At 45.1% G+C, this 21,072-nt stretch carries 18 protein-coding genes; 11 read left to right on the top strand and 7 right to left on the bottom strand.

The window, feature by feature from the left end:
* Positions 1-477 precede the first annotated feature (477 nt).
* The 6 genes from CPIN_RS36140 to CPIN_RS36115 all read left to right on the top strand — a co-directional run bounded on the left by CPIN_RS36140 (position 478) and on the right by CPIN_RS36115 (position 7,165).
* Positions 478-861: a DUF3127 domain-containing protein gene (locus CPIN_RS36140; protein WP_012794863.1), complete on the top strand. Its 384-nt coding sequence runs from the start codon at positions 478-480 to the stop codon at positions 859-861.
* Between the two features lie 105 nt (positions 862-966).
* Positions 967-2,529, top strand: coding sequence for an NAD(P)/FAD-dependent oxidoreductase (locus tag CPIN_RS36135; RefSeq protein ID WP_012794862.1), 1,563 nt, complete (start codon positions 967-969; stop codon positions 2,527-2,529).
* 70 nt (positions 2,530-2,599) lie between these two features.
* Positions 2,600-4,105 carry a sensor histidine kinase gene (locus CPIN_RS37375; RefSeq protein ID WP_012794861.1) on the top strand — a complete coding sequence of 502 codons (1,506 nt, stop codon included), beginning with the start codon at positions 2,600-2,602 and terminating at the stop codon, positions 4,103-4,105.
* Positions 4,102-4,794 (top strand): LytR/AlgR family response regulator transcription factor, encoded by a 693-nt coding sequence (locus tag CPIN_RS36125; RefSeq protein WP_012794860.1) that lies wholly within the window; start codon positions 4,102-4,104, stop codon positions 4,792-4,794. The genes CPIN_RS37375 and CPIN_RS36125 overlap by 4 nt, the downstream gene beginning before the upstream one ends.
* Before the next feature lie 32 nt (positions 4,795-4,826).
* On the top strand, positions 4,827-5,792 hold the full coding sequence (locus CPIN_RS36120; RefSeq protein ID WP_012794859.1) for an ABC transporter ATP-binding protein: 966 nt from the start codon (positions 4,827-4,829) through the stop codon (positions 5,790-5,792).
* A 59-nt stretch (positions 5,793-5,851) separates the two neighbouring features.
* The gene (locus CPIN_RS36115) at positions 5,852-7,165 is read left to right on the top strand and encodes an ABC transporter permease (RefSeq protein WP_012794858.1); all 1,314 of its coding nucleotides are present in this window, start codon (positions 5,852-5,854) and stop codon (positions 7,163-7,165) included.
* A gap of 9 nt (positions 7,166-7,174) precedes the next feature.
* On the opposite strand, the gene CPIN_RS36110 is transcribed toward CPIN_RS36115, so the two are convergent.
* A complete protein-coding gene (locus tag CPIN_RS36110; RefSeq protein WP_012794857.1) occupies positions 7,175-8,110 on the bottom strand; it encodes an NAD(P)H-dependent flavin oxidoreductase in 936 nt (311 codons plus the stop codon).
* A gap of 75 nt (positions 8,111-8,185) precedes the next feature.
* On the bottom strand, positions 8,186-9,178 hold the full coding sequence (locus CPIN_RS36105) for a sugar phosphate nucleotidyltransferase (protein WP_012794856.1): 993 nt from the start codon (positions 9,176-9,178) through the stop codon (positions 8,186-8,188).
* A gap of 294 nt (positions 9,179-9,472) precedes the next feature.
* Between CPIN_RS36105 and CPIN_RS36100 the strand changes: the two genes are divergently transcribed.
* Complete coding sequence (locus CPIN_RS36100) at positions 9,473-10,750, top strand: serine hydroxymethyltransferase (protein WP_012794855.1); 1,278 nt, start codon at positions 9,473-9,475, stop codon at positions 10,748-10,750.
* A 188-nt stretch (positions 10,751-10,938) separates the two neighbouring features.
* On the opposite strand, the gene CPIN_RS36095 is transcribed toward CPIN_RS36100, so the two are convergent.
* Positions 10,939-12,012 carry a hypothetical protein gene (locus CPIN_RS36095; protein ID WP_012794854.1) on the bottom strand — a complete coding sequence of 358 codons (1,074 nt, stop codon included), beginning with the start codon at positions 12,010-12,012 and terminating at the stop codon, positions 10,939-10,941.
* Between the two features lie 309 nt (positions 12,013-12,321).
* Here CPIN_RS36095 and CPIN_RS36090 point away from each other — a divergent pair, with 309 nt between their 5' ends.
* From CPIN_RS36090 to CPIN_RS36075, 4 genes are read left to right on the top strand one after another with little or no spacing between them, the layout of a single operon-like run.
* Positions 12,322-13,155, top strand: a complete 834-nt coding sequence (locus CPIN_RS36090; RefSeq protein ID WP_012794853.1) for an ABC transporter ATP-binding protein — start codon at positions 12,322-12,324, stop codon at positions 13,153-13,155.
* Between the two features lie 50 nt (positions 13,156-13,205).
* A complete protein-coding gene (locus tag CPIN_RS36085) occupies positions 13,206-13,973 on the top strand; it encodes a hypothetical protein (RefSeq protein ID WP_044220522.1) in 768 nt (255 codons plus the stop codon).
* Between the two features lie 28 nt (positions 13,974-14,001).
* Positions 14,002-14,373: a GntR family transcriptional regulator gene (locus CPIN_RS36080; RefSeq protein WP_012794851.1), complete on the top strand. Its 372-nt coding sequence runs from the start codon at positions 14,002-14,004 to the stop codon at positions 14,371-14,373.
* Positions 14,374-14,391: 18 nt separating this feature from the next.
* Entirely contained in the window at positions 14,392-15,057 is a 666-nt protein-coding gene (locus CPIN_RS36075; protein ID WP_012794850.1) for a hypothetical protein, read from the top strand.
* A 145-nt stretch (positions 15,058-15,202) separates the two neighbouring features.
* Here CPIN_RS36075 and CPIN_RS36070 read toward each other — a convergent pair whose 3' ends face one another.
* The 4 genes from CPIN_RS36070 to secA all read right to left on the bottom strand — a co-directional run bounded on the left by CPIN_RS36070 (position 15,203) and on the right by secA (position 20,922).
* Positions 15,203-16,378, bottom strand: a complete 1,176-nt coding sequence (locus CPIN_RS36070; protein ID WP_012794849.1) for a M20 metallopeptidase family protein — start codon at positions 16,376-16,378, stop codon at positions 15,203-15,205.
* Positions 16,362-16,802, bottom strand: a complete 441-nt coding sequence (locus CPIN_RS36065; RefSeq protein WP_012794848.1) for an SPOR domain-containing protein — start codon at positions 16,800-16,802, stop codon at positions 16,362-16,364. The genes CPIN_RS36070 and CPIN_RS36065 overlap by 17 nt, the downstream gene beginning before the upstream one ends.
* Before the next feature lie 10 nt (positions 16,803-16,812).
* Entirely contained in the window at positions 16,813-17,460 is a 648-nt protein-coding gene (deoC, locus tag CPIN_RS36060) for a deoxyribose-phosphate aldolase (RefSeq protein ID WP_012794847.1), read from the bottom strand.
* A gap of 105 nt (positions 17,461-17,565) precedes the next feature.
* The gene (gene secA, locus CPIN_RS36055; RefSeq protein ID WP_012794846.1) at positions 17,566-20,922 is read right to left on the bottom strand and encodes a preprotein translocase subunit SecA; all 3,357 of its coding nucleotides are present in this window, start codon (positions 20,920-20,922) and stop codon (positions 17,566-17,568) included.
* Positions 20,923-21,072 lie beyond the last annotated feature (150 nt).

Here is a 21,072-nt window from a genome sequence, read left to right as displayed (position 1 = left end):
AAAAATTTATCTCCCCTTGTTTTTATTTCACTGATAACAGTTTGTCGCCTGTTTTTTTTTGCTGTTTTTATTCTCTTTTAAGCGCTTGTTTTTTTGCTTTTATAATATGATGAAAGCCAGTACTGCACTGCTTTGATAGACAGGCTTTTCCTGTTGACATTAACTTGTTTGTCATAGATATGTGTACTAACTGATAAAATACTATTGTACGTAAATTCAAGTACTCATTCAATCACCTTTTGTGATCGTTTTATGATCTTCCGGAATGTTGATAATTTCAACGCGGGGGTGCAAAACTATGTTAGTAATTGCATTTAAAAAAATGTCCTTTAGGTTAGCAAATACCATGCAAAATTATTATATACGCGCCCGTGCGTTGACGTGCCCCTGTTTATAACTGCCTGTTTTAAATTTTATTGTATCGGATTGCTGCTAAAAAACCTATCTTTGGCCCTCTGAACAGCTAAAAATTTTTATATGAGTTTTGAAATAACCGGAAAACTGATTGTGAAATACAATACGATGCAGCGTAGCGAAACCTTTAAAACCAGGGAGTTCGTTATCGAAAAGTCCGATGATATCAATGGCCGCGTTATAAACAACTACATCAAGTTCCAGGCGGTACAGGACAGAACTGCAATTGTAGATCGCTTCAACGAAGGTGAAACTGTGAAGGTATACTTCAATATCAAAGGTACACGTTGGGAAAAAGACGGCAGAGTGAACTACATTACCAATCTGGACGCATGGCGTATGGAATCTGTAGTAGCAGGCGGTCCTTCGGCTGATTCAATGCCAAATTACAACACCTCTCAGGAGATTTCTTCCGGTGGTGGTCAGGCAGACGATTTACCATTCTAATTGCGCTGACAATAACAACTCATTAACAAAATAACTGAAAACGGATACCTGAAATACGGGTATCCGTTTTCAATTGTTGGGATAACTACCTAACCAATTCTTAGTATGATACAACAACTCTCGCTCAAATTGCTGCCATCTCAGGCAGCTTCTGATACCAGCATTATCGCTGAAGCAGCAGCCGCCCTCGGTGTTAAGCCCACTGCCATCACAGGCTTTCATCTGCTCAAACGCTCTATAGACGCACGTTCCCGCCAGGCTTACTTCATGCTCACCGTTAAGGTGTTTGTCGATGAACCTTTCCAGGAAAGAGAACGTATCATACCGATATATGATAGCTTGCCCTCAAACGCGCCACAGGCCATCGTTATAGGGGCCGGGCCGGCAGGTCTATTCGCCGCTTTGCGTCTTGTAGAAGCAGGTATCAGACCCATTGTACTTGAGCGGGGTAAGGATGTACGTGCAAGAAGAAGAGACCTTGCTGCGCTTAATAAGACGGGTGTTGTTAATCCGGAGTCTAACTATTGTTTTGGCGAAGGTGGCGCCGGTACCTACTCTGACGGTAAGTTATATACCCGCTCCAATAAGCGTGGCGACATCAACCGCATCCTCAGCATCTTTGTACACTTCGGCGCTACAGAAAAGATCATGTATGAAGCGCATCCACATATAGGAACCAATAAGTTACCTCATATCATAGTGGCTATGCGTGAGCAGATTGTCAACAGCGGCGGACAGGTATTATTTGAACAGAAGGTGACTGATATATTGACAGCCAATAATCAGGTAACAGGGGTGAGGACTGCCAGCGGACAAACATTCGAAGCTGCCAGGATCATCCTTGCCACAGGCCACTCTGCCCGTGACATCTTCCACCTGCTGCATCAGAAGAACATACTGATCTCTGCAAAGCCTTTTGCTTTGGGCGTACGCGTGGAACATCCACAGGCATTGATCGACAGTGCACAATATCATTGTCCTACCAGGAATGAGTATCTCCCGCCTGCCAGCTATAGTCTTGTAGAACAGGTAGAAGGACGTGGTGTTTTTTCTTTCTGTATGTGTCCTGGTGGTATCATTGCGCCCGCTTCGACTGATCCGGGAGAACTGGTCGTTAACGGATGGTCGCCATCCAGACGTGATAACCCCTACGCTAACTCCGGTATGGTGGTGACGATAGATGAAACTGATTTCCAGATCTTTGCTGATAAAGGTCCGTTAGCAGCTATGTACTATCAGCAGATGGTAGAGCGTACAGCCTTTACTGCTGGCGGCGGACAATTTGTAGCGCCCGCTCAACGAATGACGGATTTTGTCCACAGTAAGGTTTCCACAACTTTACCTTCCTGCTCTTATTTACCTGGTGTAAACAGCACCAATCTCCGTGATGTCCTTCCTGTTAGTGTGCATACCCGGCTGGCAGAAGCCTTCAAAGCTTTTGGCCGTAAGATGAAAGGATATTATACAGCAGATGCTATACTGGTAGCTACTGAATCCCGCACATCCTCTCCTGTACGTATTCCACGTGAAGACGAAACACTGATGCATCCGCAGATCAACGGCCTTTATCCTTGCGGAGAAGGCGCCGGTTACGCAGGCGGTATCGTGTCGGCGGCAATGGACGGAGAACGTGTAGCAGAGCGTATTATAGCTTTCTATCACAGGTAATATCCGTTTTATCACACTTTTCTAAAAAGTGTGGAAGGGATAACTATCATTGCTGAAAGATTTTATCCTTATGAACCAGCTCAGAAAAATAGAACTCGGTGTTGTTACAGGGATTTTCCTGTTGCTCCTGTTCGCTCTTTTATATAAGAGCGTTACCTATAACGTATTTGAACTGCAACATGAATATGGTTATAAGTTCGCCAGGTACGATCAGGTATTCGACTATTATAAACATTACCTGTTACCACTACTGTCGCATATTACAATTGTGTATCTCGCTTTTGTATGTATCAACAGCTGGATCATGCCATCGTTCTATGAGCAGGGTAAGTGGAAAATAGGCACTTTGTTATTAATTGCGACTTGCGGAAGTGTGTTTCTGGTCATAATGACGGCTTCTACCTGGTATAACGGATATCTGTTTGGCGTGTATAGTACGCGTAAGGGGGTACATATGCATTGTGCAAAGTCAGCTTTTATCATTACAATATTCTATGTAACACTGTACGCTTTATATTATGGGGTTAAGCAACTTTATTTTCAACAGTTGCATCCTAAACTTGCCAGCAAACCTCAGTTTGCACAGATCAGGTCTGAAGCGCTCGTTATGCTCCTTCTGATAGTCGTATTTGCTGTGGTGACGCCTGGTCGCAACTCTGCAAAGTTTGCCATATTCGGTCTGATAGGGATTTATTATGGTATCGTATATTTTGTTGCACAGTACCGTCTGCTGCCCCTTTATAATGTGCATCGGAATCGTCAGCTGCTGGTCAGGGATTCGGCTTTTGTTTTCCTCATGATTTTTATATTATCGCCGATATTGTTCTTTATACTGATCCCGGGCCACCCCAGAGACGTTATTCTTAGTTGTATCGCATTATATATGGGCGCATTCCTGGTGGTATTGCCATTATCCTACTGGATCTTCTACCTGCGTCAGTCACGTAGTGATACCATATTGGGATTGCGGAAAGCACTTGATCAGTCTGAAACCGGACTGGACTTCCTTCGCTGGCAGATCAATCCGCATTTCCTCTTCAATGCACTCAATACTTTATATGGTACGGCCCTGACAGAGAAAGCACCTGCTACCAGTGAGGGTATACAAAAGCTGGGAGACATGATGCGCTTTATGTTACATGATAACATGCAGGAGCGTATTTCCCTCTCGAAAGAAATTGCCTATCTGGAGAACTATATCGCTTTACAGCGTTTGCGTACGCAAGGCTCTTCTGATATCGGTATAGAAGTCAATATTGATGATACACATTGTGATCATGAAATTGCGCCGATGCTGCTCATTCCTTTTGTAGAAAATGCGTTTAAACATGGTATCAGTTCACGCAATAAGTCACGCATCACCCTATCATTATCCTGTACGCCGGAAAAGATCTACTTTGATGTATATAATACTGTTCATGCCAGCAGAGCGAGTGAAATAGAAAATGACAGCATGGGGATCGGTCTGCAGAATGTACGGCAGCGTCTGGCGCTGCTCTATCCCCGCAGGCATGAACTGAGTATCCGCGAAACTACCACAGAATATTTTGTACATCTCACTATTCAGGTTGTATGACATTAACCGCTATCGCAATAGATGATGAACAGGTTGCCTTGTCAATAATACGTACACATGCGGCACAGGTACCTTTTCTGGATATCAGGGGATATTTTACCGATCCTTTTGAGGCGTTGGATTATCTGCAAAAGGAAAAGGTGGATCTCTTGTTCCTGGATATCCGTATGCCGGATATTTCCGGTCTGGAGCTGATGGCTACTTTACCAGGTGCACCTATGGTGATATTTACCACTGCTTACTCTGAACATGCGGTACAGAGTTTTGAACTGGATGCACTGGATTATCTGCTCAAACCATTTTCCTTTGAACGTTTTCTGAAAGCCTGTAATAAAGCCAAAGCCTTACAGGTGTTAATCGGTCAACGTTCAAAATCAGATGTGCCTGCTCATATCATGCTTAAAAGCGGATATGAGCAGTATAAAGTAATGCTGGATGATATCCTTTACCTTGAAAGTGCAGGCAACTATATCAATTTTGTGTTGAAAGACAAACGCATCCTGTCGCGCTTGTCTATGCAGGAAGCCCTGGCGTTATTGCCACCGGCGCAGTTTACAAGAGTACACCGCTCTTTTATTGTTGCCAACAATAAGATTGATAAGGTGGACAGGAGTTCCCTATATATAGGAAGTGTCGCTATCAGTATCGGAGCGGCTTATGCACTGGCTGTAGGAGAGATATTTGGGTGAGAAATCCCATATAATTTTTTTACATTTAATCTATGAACCTCATAGAGATAAAACACCTGTATAAGCACTATGCCACCCATAAGGCTGTAGATGATATCAGCTTTGCTATTCCCAAAGGAAGCATATTCGGATTACTGGGCCCCAACGGCGCTGGTAAGACTACGCTGCTGCGTATGATCACTGGTATTTTTTATCCGGATAAGGGGGAGATACTTTTTAACGGGCGTCCGTTCGATCCACAGACGGATATTCATGCTATTGGCTATATGCCGGAAGAGAGGGGATTATACAAGAAAATGAAGGTGGGTGAACAGGCCCTTTACCTGGCGCAGCTGAAAGGCATGTCAGAGCGGGATGCGAAAGACAAGATCAAATATTGGTTTGATAAGTTTGAGATCAACAGCTGGTACAACAAGAAGGTAGAAGAACTGAGTAAGGGGATGCAGCAGAAGGTGCAGTTTATTTCTACGATCATGCATAGTCCGGACCTGCTCATACTGGATGAACCCTTTTCTGGTCTGGACCCGATTAATGCAAATCTTATCAAGCAGGAAATATTTGACCTTAGTAAGAATGGAACGACGATCATCTTTTCTACGCACAGAATGGAGCAGGTAGAAGAGATCTGCGATCGTATCGTACTGGTCAACCAGGGGAAGAAATTGCTGGATGGAGAGGTAAAACAGATCAAACAGGACTTTAAACAACATCTGTTCCGTATTGGTTTTGGTGTGATGCCAAACTTCGCGCAGGTCGCTACACATCACTTTTCCATTATCAAACAGGAGCCGCTTGCTTATACGGTGAAACTCACGGAGGGCAGCACAAACAATGATATCCTGGCACATTTCATCCGTCATAATGTGCCGATCACTTCCTTCCAGGAGATACTGCCTTCTATCAACGAGGTCTTCATTCAACAGGTGACCTCCATGACCGGTGAGCCGCCTCAGGCTGCCAATGTTGATGACAGTCAGCCGGCGTATTCCAGCAACTGATCATCGTATCTTCATCACATTTCACTCCTATTTCCTCATCGCAACTCCCGCTTGTTTTTATGAACAAAATCTGGCTCATTATAAAAAGAGAATTTATTACCCGCGTAAGGAAACGTTCTTTCCTGATCGTTACCCTGCTTGTACCCTTGTTCTTCGCCGCTATGATCGTAGTGCCTATACTGATAGCTACGAACTCAAAGGAAGAAAAGCGTATAGCTGTGATTGATGACAGTCACCTGTTCATGAACCGTTTCCCGGATGATAAGGGCGTATACTACAAATACCTTGAGCATACGAGCATCGACTCTTTTCAGCATAAATATGCAGAATATGGTTATTCCGGTCTGCTGTACATTCCGCAACTGGACATTGATCGTCCATCAGGTGTTACCTATTACAGCGACGCACAGCCGGGGCTTTCTGTTGAAAGCAAGCTGACACGCAGGATCAATGACCTGATAGAAGAAGAACGTCTGAAGAAAGCGAATATAGACGCAGAAAGGCTGAAAGCCGTTAAGGCGGATATCAGTATTGAATTCAGAACCGGTAGCGACGGACAGAAAGGAAGTGCTGCTGTAGCTTACGGAGTAGGATACGCCAGTGGTTTTATTATCTATATCATCCTGATGTTTTTCGGTATGTCTGTTATGCGTGGCGTAATGGAAGAGAAAGTGAGCCGTATTGCGGAAGTGATGATCTCCAGTGTAAAACCTTTCCAGCTGATGATGGGCAAGATCATTGGTATTGCTGCCGTCGGACTCCTGCAGTTCCTGATATGGGTTGCGCTGATCGTTAGTGTGCAGCTGATATTGCCATTATTCATTTCCGGCGATGCGGTTGCAGCCATGAACGAAGGTAATACCATGATGCAGGGTGGTAGTAATGCAGCTATGGTAGAAGCGATCGAAAAGATCCAGTTTGTCGTGGGGAGCGTAAACTGGACCGCTGTGATCACCTGCTTTGTATTCTATTTCCTGGGCGGCTACCTGTTTTATTCTGCATTATTCGCAGCGGTAGGCAGTCTGGTGAATGAAGACCCGACAGATGCGCAGGCGTTGACCTTCCCGATCACCTTACCTATCATTATCGGTATTATGGTGATGATCTCTTCTGTACAAAATCCTTCAGGGCCGGTGGCCTTCTGGGGGAGTATCATACCTTTCACCTCTCCGATGGTGATGATGGCCCGTATCCCTTATGGTGTACCGGGAACAGTACCATACTGGCAGTTAGCCTTGTCAATGAGTTTATTGATTGTAGGATTTCTGTTTACCACCTGGATGGCTGGCAAGATCTATCGTACCGGTATACTGATGTATGGTAAGAAGATCACCTGGAAAGAGGCGCTGAAATGGGTAAGCAGGAAGGCATAACGGATTGCCTTACCTGTTCAGTCGACGGATCGTCTCATTAAACTCATCCCATATATCTTCAACGATTTCTCCGGCAGGTTTAAGTGTATGAATCAATGCACTTACCTGCCCGATTTCGAGTTCTCCTTCCTCCATATTTCCTTCAAACATACCGGCTTTAGCACGCGCACGGCCTAACAGGGTCTTTAGTGACTCAGGATCAGCGCCTATGTCTTCCGCTTCTTTCACGCGCTGAAAGAAGCTGTTTTTTAATAATCTTACTGGTGTCAGCTTTTTCATGGTCAGCATGGTATCACCTTCTTTTGCATCGAGTATCGCTTGTTTGAATTGCTGATGTGAAGATGCCTCCGGCGTGGCTACAAAGCGGCTGCCTATTTGTACGCCTTCTGCACCCAAAGCAAATGCGGCTGTCATTGCTTTTCCCGAACCTATCCCACCTGCCGCGATCACGGGGATTTTTACCTGTTCGCATACGGCAGGAATTAACACCATAGTGGTGGTCTCTTCTCTTCCGTTATGTCCGCCGGCTTCAAAGCCTTCTGCTACTACGGCGTCTACGCCGGCCGCTTCACTTTTGGCTGCGAAGAAAGCGCTGGATACGACGTGTACAACGGTGATACCCGCTGCTTTCAATACAGGCGTCCATGTTTTTGGATTGCCGGCAGAGGTGAAGACGACAGGGACTTTTTCTTCAATAACGATGTCTATTAATTGATTGATGTCGGGGTAAAGGAGCGGGATGTTTACGCCGAAGGGTTTATCGGTGGCTTGTCTGCATTTCCGGATATGTTCTCTGAGTGTGTCGGGGTACATGCTGCCTGCTCCGATCAATCCGAGACCGCCTGCGTTGCTGACAGCGCTGGCGAGTTTCCAGCCGCTTGCCCAGATCATACCTGCCTGGATGATGGGATATTGAATGTGGAATAGTTGGGTGATACGGTTCATGGAATGAAAATAAGGAAAAATCCCAGGCCGATAACAGCTGTTGGCTATAACTACCGGCCTGGGATGAAGCGGCGCTTAACCCAGATCAATCTCCGTATTATCCCCGATGTTCAGGCTCTGGCTTAACCCGCGGATATTCGCATCACTACCGATCAGCGAAGATTTCAGTACGACTTCATATAAGTTACTGAAGGAGCCGATGATAGAGTCTTTAACGATAGAGTAATTGATGACAGTGTTATCGCCGATGGCCACGTTGGGGCCGATAATAGAGTTCTTGATACTGCATCCTTCTGCAATACTGACAGGCGGTATAATAATCGTATTCTCATAAGCCTGAGCCGGATTATTATCCATTTTGTATTTGCTGAGCAGGATGGCGTTTGTTTCGAGCAGGGTGTCTTTACGGCCACAGTCAAACCAGTTGGTGACTTTAAAGGTCTTAAAGGTGACACCATGTTCGATCATACATTGTAATGCATCGGTCAGCTGAAATTCGTCGTGCGATTTCTTCTGATGCAGGATATTCTGTTCCAGGCAGTCGTATAACTGTGGTGTTTCTTTTATCTTATAGACCCCTACAAGTGCCTGATTGGACTTGGGGATCTGTGGTTTTTCCACCACCCGGACGATATTGTTCTCTTCATTCAGTTCGGCGACACCGAAGTTACGCGGGTCATCTACTTTCTTCAGACCCAGCATAGATACCGGAGCGGCGATCAGTTCCTGGAAATTGCCTTCGCAGATAGTATCTCCCAATACGATCAGGATTTCGTCATCCTGAACGACTTGTCTGGTGAGCAGGATAGCATGTCCGGTACCCTCACGACTGTTTTGCTGCACGAAATGGCAGGTCAGGTGAGGATATTTCTGTTGCACATAATGCTGGATCTTATCGCCCAGATATCCGATGACAAATACAAACTCGTTGATGCCGGCTTCTACCAGCTGGTCAATGATAATACTTAATATCGTTCTGCCCGCGAGGGGAATTAATGCTTTCGGCTGTGTATATGTGTGAGGTCGTAGCTTGGTGCCGGCACCGGCTACAGGTATTATGGCCTTCATGTACGCAGGTTAGGTTTAATAATCTCGTTCTCGTACCGAGGGCGTGAAGGTAGAACAAAAATTGAAAATAGTCCATAGGGCTGACGTACAGGATGTTAGGGTCGGCAGGGGGAGATAAATCATCGGACTGCCTTAAGATATGACAATTATTGTCTATGACAAATATAGTTTTCTAGTGTTTATAACTGGCGTATTGTCTTTTTGTAGCAAAAAAAACTATTGAATAGCTGATATTGACTATGCACTATTCACAAATTCGATTACCTTTGCAGCAAATTTTCAAAGTTTCATACAATGCAAAGAGATCTGCAAATATTTAATATCATCAGCCAGGAGCTGGAACGCCAGCGTCATGGTATAGAATTGATCGCTTCGGAAAACTTTACCAGCCTGCAGGTAATACAGGCTATGGGGACCGTTCTGACCAATAAATACGCAGAAGGTTATCCAGGGCGCAGATATTATGGCGGCTGTGAGATCGTTGACCAGAGTGAACAACTGGCGATCGACAGGGCTAAACAGATCTTTAATATTGAGTATGCAAACGTACAGCCGCACTCTGGTGCACAGGCAAATGCTGCCGTTATGCTGGCGATCCTGAAACCAGGCGATAAGATCCTGGGTCTGGACCTGAGCATGGGTGGTCACCTGACGCACGGTTCTCCTGTAAACTATTCCGGTAAATTATATGAGCCATTCTCTTATGGCGTAAATAAAGAAACGGGTCTGATCGAGTACGATAAGATGGAAGAGATCGCGCTGAAAGAAAAGCCACAGCTGATCGTGTGCGGTGCTTCTGCTTACAGCCGTGACTGGGATTACAAACGTATCCGTCAGATCGCTGACCAGGTAGGTGCATTTGTACTGGCGGATATCGCGCATCCTGCTGGTCTGATCGCAAAAGGACTGCTGAACTCTCCGTTCGAGCATTGTCATTTTGTAACTACTACTACGCACAAAACACTGCGTGGTCCTCGTGGTGGTATGATCATGCTGGGTAAGGATTTTGAAAATCCATTCGGTCTGAAAACACCAAAAGGTGAGATCCGTATGATGAGTTCTCTGATTGATACAGCCGTATTCCCTGGTATCCAGGGTGGTCCGCTGGAGCACGTGATCGCAGCGAAAGCAGTTTCTTTCTATGAGATCCTGTCTGACGAGTACGATGTATATGCTAAACAGATCATCAGAAACGCACAGGCAATGTCCAAAGCATTTGTTGAGAAAGGCTACCAGATCGTTTCCGGCGGTACCGATAACCACCTGATGCTGATCGACCTGCGTAACAAGAACATCTCTGGTAAAAAAGCTGAACAGGTACTGGTAAAAGCTGACATTACCGTCAACAAAAACATGGTGCCTTTCGATGATAAATCTGCTTTCGTGACTTCCGGTATCCGCGTAGGTGTTCCGGCTATCACTACCCGTGGTATGAAAGAAGAGCACATGGGTCAGGTAGTATCCTGGATCGATGAATTGCTGATGGATGCTGATAACGAAGCACGTATCAACAGTGTTAGAGGTGCAGTGAATGACTTTATGAAACAGTTTGTATTGTACCCTGAACTGTAGTCAATTAAGAATTAAGAATTAAAAATTAAGAATTGTTGTTAATGGACTGACTATTGATTAATTGTGATTCTTAAATAAGGCTAGTAAGTAAGATAAATAAAAAAGCTGCGGTTGATTCCGCAGCTTTTTTTGTTTATATGTCAGCCTACATACAAGGGGCTAATTCTTAATCCTTAATTCTTAATTCTTTAATTATTCAGTCCCATCTGTTCCTGTTCTTCTCCTTCGGTGATCGACTTTGCAAAATGCCGGATATCTTCATTCCTGATCTTCTTAAACCCTACTACTGTCTTCCCCATTCTTGGAATCAATGAGAAACCCCATGCCTGGAACATTTCATGACTGATATCGGAGTGGCAGAGCGGCATACCATTCGCCGGATCAAACACAACCGGTACATGGACTTCCATGCTGGGTGCGTTTTTATCGAAGGTGGAGAATACGCCGGCGGGGACGTAGGCAACGACTGTACTGTCGTAAACGTCTTTGCGGATCAGGCTTTCCAGTTCTTCAAGACTTACGTATTTAATCGGGAAGGGATAGTCAGTTTTTGCCACGTTGGCTTCGAATGTTTCATCCAGCCAGTCTTTGCATAATACAAGGGTTTTACCCTTCATCAGTACTGCGTTGTGTTTGATCTCTTTCTGCAAAACAGTAGAAGTTTTTCCGTCCAGTTGCTCGTTAAATACGAAGGTGGCCAGGCGCAGACCTACTGCCAGATCGATATAATCCGGGAACTGATCGGACATGTTCTGGATGTAGAAAGGATACTGCAGATCGCTCTCAATAAAGGTCATACTGATAACCGGTATACTGAGGTCTTTCGGATCTTTCTGCCATGTCAGTCCGGAGGTGTAGGTACGCGTCAGTTTGGAATACCTGCTTTTCGCACCAGGTTTTACATGGAGTGACTGGCAATCCATCACGATACTGGTTCTGTCACTTTTTTTACGGATTTTCTCAATTTCTTTTTCGGTGCGTACTTCTATAGTAGCGCCACTGTTCACTGTCCAAAACTGTCTTACTGCTTCAGGGAAATCCTGATTTAATTGTCTGATCGCCTGCTTATAAGCATTTGCCATTTCAGGGGAAGTACGGGCGAGTTGCTTTAGGATCTTCTTATCAGGTTTTTCTTTCAACACAATGATTCTTGTTCGCTTTTTCATCTTCTCCAGGTCTTTCGTCTTCACGAACTGTGCAGATGCCGTAATCGCTGAAAATAAAAGGCTTAAACAAAGCACGGCTGCTATAGGGCCTTTCATAGGGGATAGATTTAAATGTAAACCACGAAAGCAAATATAGCTTATAAAAAAGTCTTAATGTGTAGAATTTAACCGACAAAGTCAAGATTAAATCAGTCTTTACTCATTATGTATGCCTTGTTATTGAGTAGATACGCCCTGTATAATCCCGGTTTCCGTCCTATAAAAAATAAATTGCCTGTAAAAACCCTGAATATCAGGTGATTTTATTGCTAATCCCCCCGAGCGCTGAAAAAAACATTTTGCAATTTAAAAATCCTTCCTACTTTTACAGTGTACTAGGTAAGTAGTACACTAAATCACTAATCTATGATATCCATCCAGAATCTATCATTCAGTTATCGAAAGAACAAGCCTTTGTTCGAGCACCTGAATCTGCAGCTGGAGGCTGGTCACATTTATGGTTTGCTGGGAAAGAATGGTGCGGGTAAGTCCAGTCTGCTGAAGCATATTGCAGGGTTGTTATTCCCTAATGCCGGTCACTGTAAGGTGCTGGGTTTTGAATCACGTTATCGTCAACCGGCGTTTTTGCAGAACATCTTTATGGTACCGGAAGAGTTCTATCTGCCACAGGTGAGTATCAAGAGTTACGTAAGTACCTATGCCCCTTTCTACCCCTTGTTTGATAAGAAGGCATTCTACAACTATCTGGAAGAGTTCCAGATCCCCATGGACCAGAAACTGACAGAAATGTCTTATGGTCAGAAAAAGAAAGTGCTGATCAGTTTTGCACTGGCCTCCAACACAAAAGCGTTGATCCTTGACGAGCCGACCAATGGTCTGGATATTCCTTCCAAGAGCCAGTTCCGTAAAGTGATTGCGGCGGCTGTCAGCGATGAAAAATGCATCATCATCTCTACACACCAGGTACGTGATCTGGATAACCTGATCGATAGTATTGTGATCATCGACAATCACAAGATCATCTTCAGACAGGACGTGGAAACAGTAACCGACAGACTGCTATTCAGTACGGTAACCAACATTGCGGATACGAATAAAGTACTGTTTTCAGACAGTTCTATCCGTGGTCATGCTGTTATCATGCAGAATGAAGGAGCGCAGCATAGCAAGATTGACATGGAACTGCTGTTCAATGCTGTATTGGATAAACCTGAGCGCATCACACAAATCTTTAACTAACCCTTATGCAAGCGAATAATTTATTTAGCCCGGTTCGTTTCGGGTGGTATATGAGGAAACATTTTCAGGATAACTACCGGCTGTACGGTATGTCTGTTATTGTGCTGACAGTGCTGTTGCTGATATTACTGCTAATATCTTCTACTGATAATTTTTCCATTAAGGCCAGTGGATTAATGCCGCTGTTTTTTATCGGAATGTATGTTGCCGGTCTTATTTTCACCAGTCTCTGTTTTGGTGAATTAGGGAATAAACAACAGGGTATTGACTACCTGTTATTCCCGGCCTCACACCTGGAAAAATTCATCAGTACATTGCTGGTAACCACCGTTGGTTTTCTGCTCTTTTATCATGTGGCATTTTTCCTGGCTTATCAGACGATGGATTCGATCATCTATACAAGGAAGGGTGTACATATTGTCAATGATCTAAAGGAATTCACAGCTGACATGCCCTGGCAATACTTCTATGTTGTATGGTTCATCGCACAGGCATTTATGTTATTAGGAGCTGTTTATTTTCAAAAGTATAGTTTTATTAAAACAATTTTTCTGCTGGCTGTTTTTCTGTTCTGTCTGTACTTAGTGAATACTGTTTTTGTAATGCTGTTCTTTGGTAAAACCCTGGATGAATGGTATTCTCATTTTCCGTTCACGGTTGTGCAGATACAAAAGGGCGCAACTTCTATAGGAGAAATCCATGATGTACTGATCATACCGGAAACATTGCAGCAAATTTTCATATTCACAGCGAAATACTTATTACCGCCTATGCTCTGGACACTGGCATATGCACGGTTGAGAGACAAGGAAATATAATCAGAACTATTGGTTAAATAGATCATTTATGGAATTCAAAGACACGCAGGCTATATATCTCCAGATCGCCGATTATATGTGCGAGCAGATGTTGCTTGACAAGTGGAAACCAGAGGACAGAATTCCTTCGGTGAGAGAACTGGCGGTACAGCTGGAAGTGAATCCCAATACGGTGATGCGCACTTGTGAATATCTACAGCAATACGATATCATCTATAATAAAAGAGGGATTGGTTACTTTGTCGCAGCTGGTGCATCCAGGAAGATCAAGCAATTGAAAAAGGAACAGTTCATGGCGAATGAGTTGCCACAGTTCTTCCGCAGTATATATCTGCTGGATGTAGAGCTGGATGAACTAAAGACGCATTACGAGAAGTTTAAAAAATCTCATTTCAAGTAATTCATTAAAACGGTAGTCATGAAGACCAGTTATAAATTATTAATCGCTTTTGCAGGCCTGCTCATACTGCTGATGCTGATAGCAGATGGTGTGATATGGGCAAATTATAAGAAGGGCTATAATGGCAAAGAAGCGATAAGAACAGAGGTGAATCAGCCAAGAAGAGGCCAGGATTTAAAGCCATTCAAAGTCTTGGTATTGGAGGGATCACGGGACCATAATTTACCAATTATAAAAAGTGACAAAAATGTGGCTGTCTTTACAGAAAACCAGGACGGCAAGTTTATGTATTCACTTCATAATGATACGTTGTTTCTCAATTTGAAGAACTATCATGTAAGCACCCTGGAGTGTACCGATCTCACTGATGTAGTGATAAAAGAAGGTGCTGTTTTCTTGCAACGGTTCAATCAACCGGTACTGAACGTCCATGCAAATGAGGGTTGTGGTATTGATATCATCGATGTACAACTGGGAAAGCTGAATGTCAACGGTGGCAATGGCTGTGAACTGAAAGTGCATGGTGATTACAGTAAAGTGGATTCTTTGCAGGTCGCTTTGGGGAAAAACAGTGCTTTGGAATCTTACAATGTGCCTTATAAGGATGTACAGATGGACATTGAGACACTGGCTGTATTCCGCATGGAAGGAGTATCCGCATCAGCTATCAAAAAAATCAGATAAACTTTTTTTATAACGATAAGACAAAAAGGCTATGTTGATAGAGGTCTGCTTTCCAGTGGACCTCTTTGGTTACTTTAGTTTAGATAAAACAAGAAAGCCGTCCGCGTTATGCGAACGGCTTTTCTTAATATAATAAGCGCTTGTATCAGAATTGGGTGGCCAGCCATGCCATCGTCCCGATACCCACTTCGATCGCATTTTCATCTACGTCGAAGGTCGGGGTATGTACACCGGAGGTGATACCACGGGAGATATTACCGGTACCTAAGCGGAAGAAACAAGCCGGAACGATCTGGGAGTAGAAGGCAAAGTCTTCAGCGCCCATACGTACTTCTGTATCTTCTACATTAGACAGACCAAGATAATCTTCTGCCAGACCGCGTGCTTTGCCGGTTACGGCTTCGTTATTGTACAGGCAGGGATAACCTACGAGTATTTCAATATCGATCTCTGCTCCCATAGCATGGGCTAGTTCGGTTGCCTGTTTTTTGATGATCTCATGTGCTTTAAAGCGCCATGTTTCATCCATTGCCCTGAAAGTTCCCATGAGTTTTACTTCGCTGGGAATGACGTTTGTTGTATAACCGCCGTTGAAGGCACAGATGCTAAGTACGGACGGTGAAAACGGATTATTGTTACGGCTGATCACCTGTTGCAGACTTACCACCAGGTGAGATGCCACGAGAATAGTATCTACAGTCAGGTGAGGCAAAGCTGCGTGACCGCCCTTTCCTTTGATCGTAATATAGATCTCATCAGCGCTGGCCATGTACTGTCCGGCGCGGAAGCCCAGTTTACCTGCTTCCATACTCGGCTGCACGTGCATACCCAGTATCGCGTCGGGACGGGGATTTTCCAATGCTCCATCCTGTATCATGAGACTGGCGCCCCCCGGGTGTTTTTCTTCACCTGGCTGGAACAGTACTCTAACGGTGCCTTCAAATTCATCTTTCAGCTCCTGCAGGATGCGGGTAGCGCCGAGTACACAGGTGGTGTGTACATCGTGTCCGCAGGCATGCATTACGCCTGTATTGAGTGATTTATAAGGTACATCGTTCGCTTCGGTGATAGGGAGTGCATCGATATCAGCTCTTAAAGCAATGGTTTTGGAAGATGGATTTTTACCTGCTATGGTAGCGATAATGCCGGTACCGGCAATACCAGCAGTATAAGATACGCCGAATTCGTCCAGTTTTTGCTGAATGAATTTTGATGTTTCATATTCCTGGAAGGATAATTCAGGATGGGCGTGAATGTGACGGCGGATAGCAACGAACTCCGGCGCGTATTGCTGCGCCAGTTCCTTAATACGATTCTTCATTACCAGCTTCTTTCTCAGGTGACAGATTAATAATGGCAGGTACTACAAATACACCTCCCGGAAAGCTGGCACTCATTTTTTCTCTGAGTTCCGTGGCTTCTTCGCGGGTTTTAAAGTCACCTACGCGCACCTTGAAGTAAGGGGCCTGGTAATCCAGATAAGTACGGTAATCAGGATATAACTGCATAGCACGTGCCTTTATATCATTGGCTTCATTTCTTTTGTTGGTAGAAATAACCTGTACCCTGAAGCCCGGTTGGTTACGGATAGCCAGGGTGTTGATGTAGATCTGTTTCCTGATCAGCAGGTCCAGACGGCTGTCTTTTACGACTTTCACGCCGCCGCTACTGGCAATAGGTGCGTCCTGTGCCATTGCCAGGCCTCCGATCAGCAGTCCGGAGAATAATAATATTAAGTGTTTCATATTCATACTTTTATCCCTTCATGAGGGCCACGCCATTACTCGTCCCGATCCTGGTGGCGCCTGCGTCGATCAGCTCCTTTGCAAAATCAAAGGTACGAATACCGCCGGAAGCTTTTATCTGAATATTTGCCGGCAGGTTTGCCCTCATGAGTGATACTGCGGCAACGGTCGCCCCTTTTTCGGCATACCCTGTAGAGGTCTTTACAAAATCCACCTGGTATCTGGCGTACAGTTCACAGCACTGTACAATCTCTTCTTCCAATAATATGCCACTTTCAATGATCACCTTAATGACTTTACCATGCTGACGGATGACCGCCATCATGGTCGCGATCTCTTTTTCCAGGTATGCCCAGTCCTTATTTTTGATCGCCAGGATACTGGCTACCATATCAATCTCGTCAGCGCCGTCTACAATCGCCAGTATGGTCTCAGCCACTTTTGCTTCAATCGCTGAGTAACCAAACGGAAAGCCCGTTACAGTCGCCACCTTTGTTGTTGTATTACCCACAAAGGTCTTTGCCATTTTAACAAAAGGAGGAGGTATGCATACCGCAGCAAAATCGTATTCTACCGCTTCCATGCAGAGGGTCTTGATATCTTCAAGTGTAGTGGTAGGTTTGAGAACGGTATGGTCGATGTATCTGTTGAGTTTCATTGTGACAGGTTTCGTGTGCGAAAGTAAGGGAAATCTGGAAATGGACATATCCACAACAAAAAAGGGCCCGCTGTAAGCGGACCCTTTCCTTATCTCTCTAAAAGATTAAAAATCTTTTCCGTGACATTGTTTGTACTTCTTACCGCTTCCGCAAGGACAAGGATCATTCCTGCCGACTTTCGGACCTGCTTTCACAGGCTCCTGTTTCATTTGTTCCGCGTTAGCCGCCGCATAATCTTCTGCTACAGCGGCATCACCGCCATCGAATTCCTGATGTGTAGCGCGCATACGGCTCATATCAGTTTTTTCTTCACGACCCTCACGGATCTGTGGTTGTGATGCTGGTTGCTGTGGAAGTTCCTGCTGCTGTTGCTGCGGACGGTTATCTTCCTGAACAGGGATACCTGAACGGCACAGGAAGGATACGATCTCGCGGTTCGTTTCTGCATTCAGGTCTTTGAAGAGATTGAATGCTTCGAATTTATAGATCAGCAATGGATCTTTCTGTTCGAACACGGCGTTCTGAACGGATTGTTTCAGATCATCCATTGCACGCAGGTGTTCTTTCCATGCTTCATCGATCAGCGACAGCGTGATGCTGCGTTCCAGTGCGTTGATGGTTTCGAAACCTTTGGTGTCAACTACTTTCTGCAGATTCGCAAGGATGTTCATACCTTTTTTACCATCGGTGAACGGGATGGAAATGTTTTCGATATGATGACCCTGTTCGCGGTGGATCTGCTCGATAACAGGCAGTGTCTGCTGTGCCAGTTCAGAAGTCTTACGCTCGTAGTTGTCTTTTGCCTGCTGGTAAAGACGGGTAGAGAGCGCGGTGGTATCTGTACGGTTCAGTTCTTCCTGGGTGATATCGGTATCGATACCGAAGTTCAGGATGGCATCCAGTTTGAATGCTTCGTAGTCACCGCTGTTTTTATGTGTAGTAACGACGTTTTCTGCTACATCGTAGAAGGAGTTGTCGATATCGATGGACAGACGTTCGCCAAACAGTGCGTGATTACGTTTAGCGTAGATCACCGTACGTTGTTTGTTCATTACGTCATCGTATTCGAGGAGACGTTTACGGATACCGAAGTTGTTTTCTTCTACTTTACGTTGTGCTCTTTCGATGGATTTGGTGATCATGCTGTGCTGGATCACTTCACCTTCTTTGTAGCCCATACGGTCCATCAGACCAGCAATACGGTCAGAACCGAACATACGCATCAGGTCATCTTCCAGGGATACGAAGAACTGGGATGTACCCGGATCTCCCTGACGACCGGCACGACCACGCAGCTGACGGTCAACACGACGGCTTTCGTGACGTTCAGTACCGATGATGGCCAGACCACCAGCTTCTTTTACGCCAGGTCCGAGTTTGATATCCGTACCACGACCTGCCATGTTGGTAGCGATGGTCACAGCGCCTGGAAGACCAGCTTCTGCAACGATCTGTGCTTCACGGGCGTGCTGTTTAGCGTTCAATACATTGTGAGGGATTTTTTCGAAGGTCAGCATTTTGCCGAGCAATTCGGATACTTCTACGGAAGTAGTACCTACCAGTACCGGACGACCGGCAGCCTGTAATTGCTTTACTTCATCTATTACCGCTCTGTATTTATCACGTTTTGTTTTGTAAACCAGATCTTCCGCATCTTTACGGGTGATAGGCAGGTTGGTCGGGATGGTTACCACGTCCAGTTTGTAGATTTCCCAGAACTCACCCGCTTCTGTAGTTGCTGTACCGGTCATACCAGCCAGTTTGTGATACATACGGAAGTAGTTCTGAAGGGTAACGGTAGCGAATGTCTGCGTAGCAGCTTCTACTTTCACGTTTTCCTTTGCCTCGATCGCCTGGTGCAGACCATCGGAATAACGACGGCCATCCAGGATACGACCTGTCTGTTCGTCAACGATTTTTACTTTACCATCCATTACCACATACTCCACATCTTTATCGAAGAGGGTGTATGCTTTCAGCAACTGCTGAATGGAGTGGATACGTTCAGATTTCTGTGCAAAGTCCTGGAGCAGGATATCTTTCTGGTGCAGTTTTTCATCTGCTGTCAGACCGCTCTTTTCGATCTCTGCTATTTCAGAACCCACATCCGGGAGGATGAAGAAGTGTGGATCTTCTCCTGTGCGGGTGATGAGTGAAATACCTTTTTCTGTCAGGTCAACGCTGTTGTTTTTCTCGTCAATAGTGAAGTACAGTTCTTCGTCTACTTTCGGCATTTCACGCTGCTGATCTGCCAGGTAATAGTTCTCTGCTTTCTGCAGCAATACTTTTATACCTGGTTCGCTCAGATACTTGATCAGGGCGCTGTTCTTTGGTAAACCACGCCATGCACGCATCAGCGCCATACCACCTGTTTTCGCATCGTCTTTACCTTCAGTGATCAGTTTCTTCGCTTCCAGCAGGTACTGGTTAGTGGCTTTACGCTGTGCTTCTACCAGTGCCTGAATACGAGGCTTCAGTGCATGGAACTCCTGTTCGTCACCACGAGGGATCGGACCAGAGATGATCAGCGGCGTACGTGCATCATCGATCAATACGCTATCCACCTCATCGACCATTGCGAAGTGGTGTTTGCGTTGTACCATTTCGTCCGGACTATGCACCATGTTATCACGCAGGTAGTCAAAGCCGAACTCGTTATTTGTACCATAAGTAATATCTGCGAGGTAGGCATTTCTACGCTCAGCAGTATTAGGCTGGTGTTTATCAATACAATCTACTGTAATACCGAGGAACTCGAACAACGGACCATTCCACTCAGAGTCACGACGAGCCAGGTAGTCGTTCACGGTTACCACGTGTACACCTTCACCGGCTAATGCGTTCAGATAGGCTGGCAGTGTGGATACAAGGGTTTTACCTTCACCCGTCGCCATTTCGGAAATTTTACCCTGGTGCAGTGCGATACCACCAATCAGCTGTACATCATAGTGCACCATGTTCCAGGTTACAAGACTACCGGCAGCGTTCCAGCTGTTTTTCCACGTCACATTGTCACCTTCGATTGTCAGGTATTCTTTTCTGACAGCCAGCTGTCTGTCCAGCGGAGTCGCTGTAGCAGTAATGGTGGGTGATTGTGAGAGACGGCGGGCCGCATCTTTTACAACTGCAAATGCCTCAGGGAGGATTTCCTTGAGTACACCTTCCAGCTGTGTATCACGTTCTTTCTTGAGTTTATCGATTTCCTGATAAATAACGTCTTTCTGGGCTACGTCATGCGCATTTTCGGCTTCTGCTTTCTTTTCAGCAATGGTCTCGTCAATTTTGGCAAGATGAGTGCTGATACGCAAACGGAAGTCCTGCGTTTTGTTACGTAGCTGGTCTACAGGAAGGGATTGAAGTTTTTCATACTCCGCGTTGATCTGCCTCACAATAGGCTCGATAGCTTTGATATCTCTCTCCGACTTGTGCCCGCCAAAAAGTTTAGTTAAAAAACCTAACATGTTGAGTTTATTACGAATGATTGTTAAAACAGTTGTACAGTCCAGAACGAAAGTCTTTCCGATACCGGACTTCCTTACCCAAATATTATGCTTACATAGCATCCGATGACAAGCTGTCAGGCTCGCGCGGCATTGGCAAGGCCTGTAAAA

Origin of the sequence: Chitinophaga pinensis DSM 2588 (assembly GCF_000024005.1) — a bacterium.
GTDB lineage: Bacteria > Bacteroidota > Bacteroidia > Chitinophagales > Chitinophagaceae > Chitinophaga > Chitinophaga pinensis.
The sequence above is the reverse complement of the archived record's forward strand: the minus strand, read 5'-3'. Positions and strand labels throughout refer to the sequence as shown.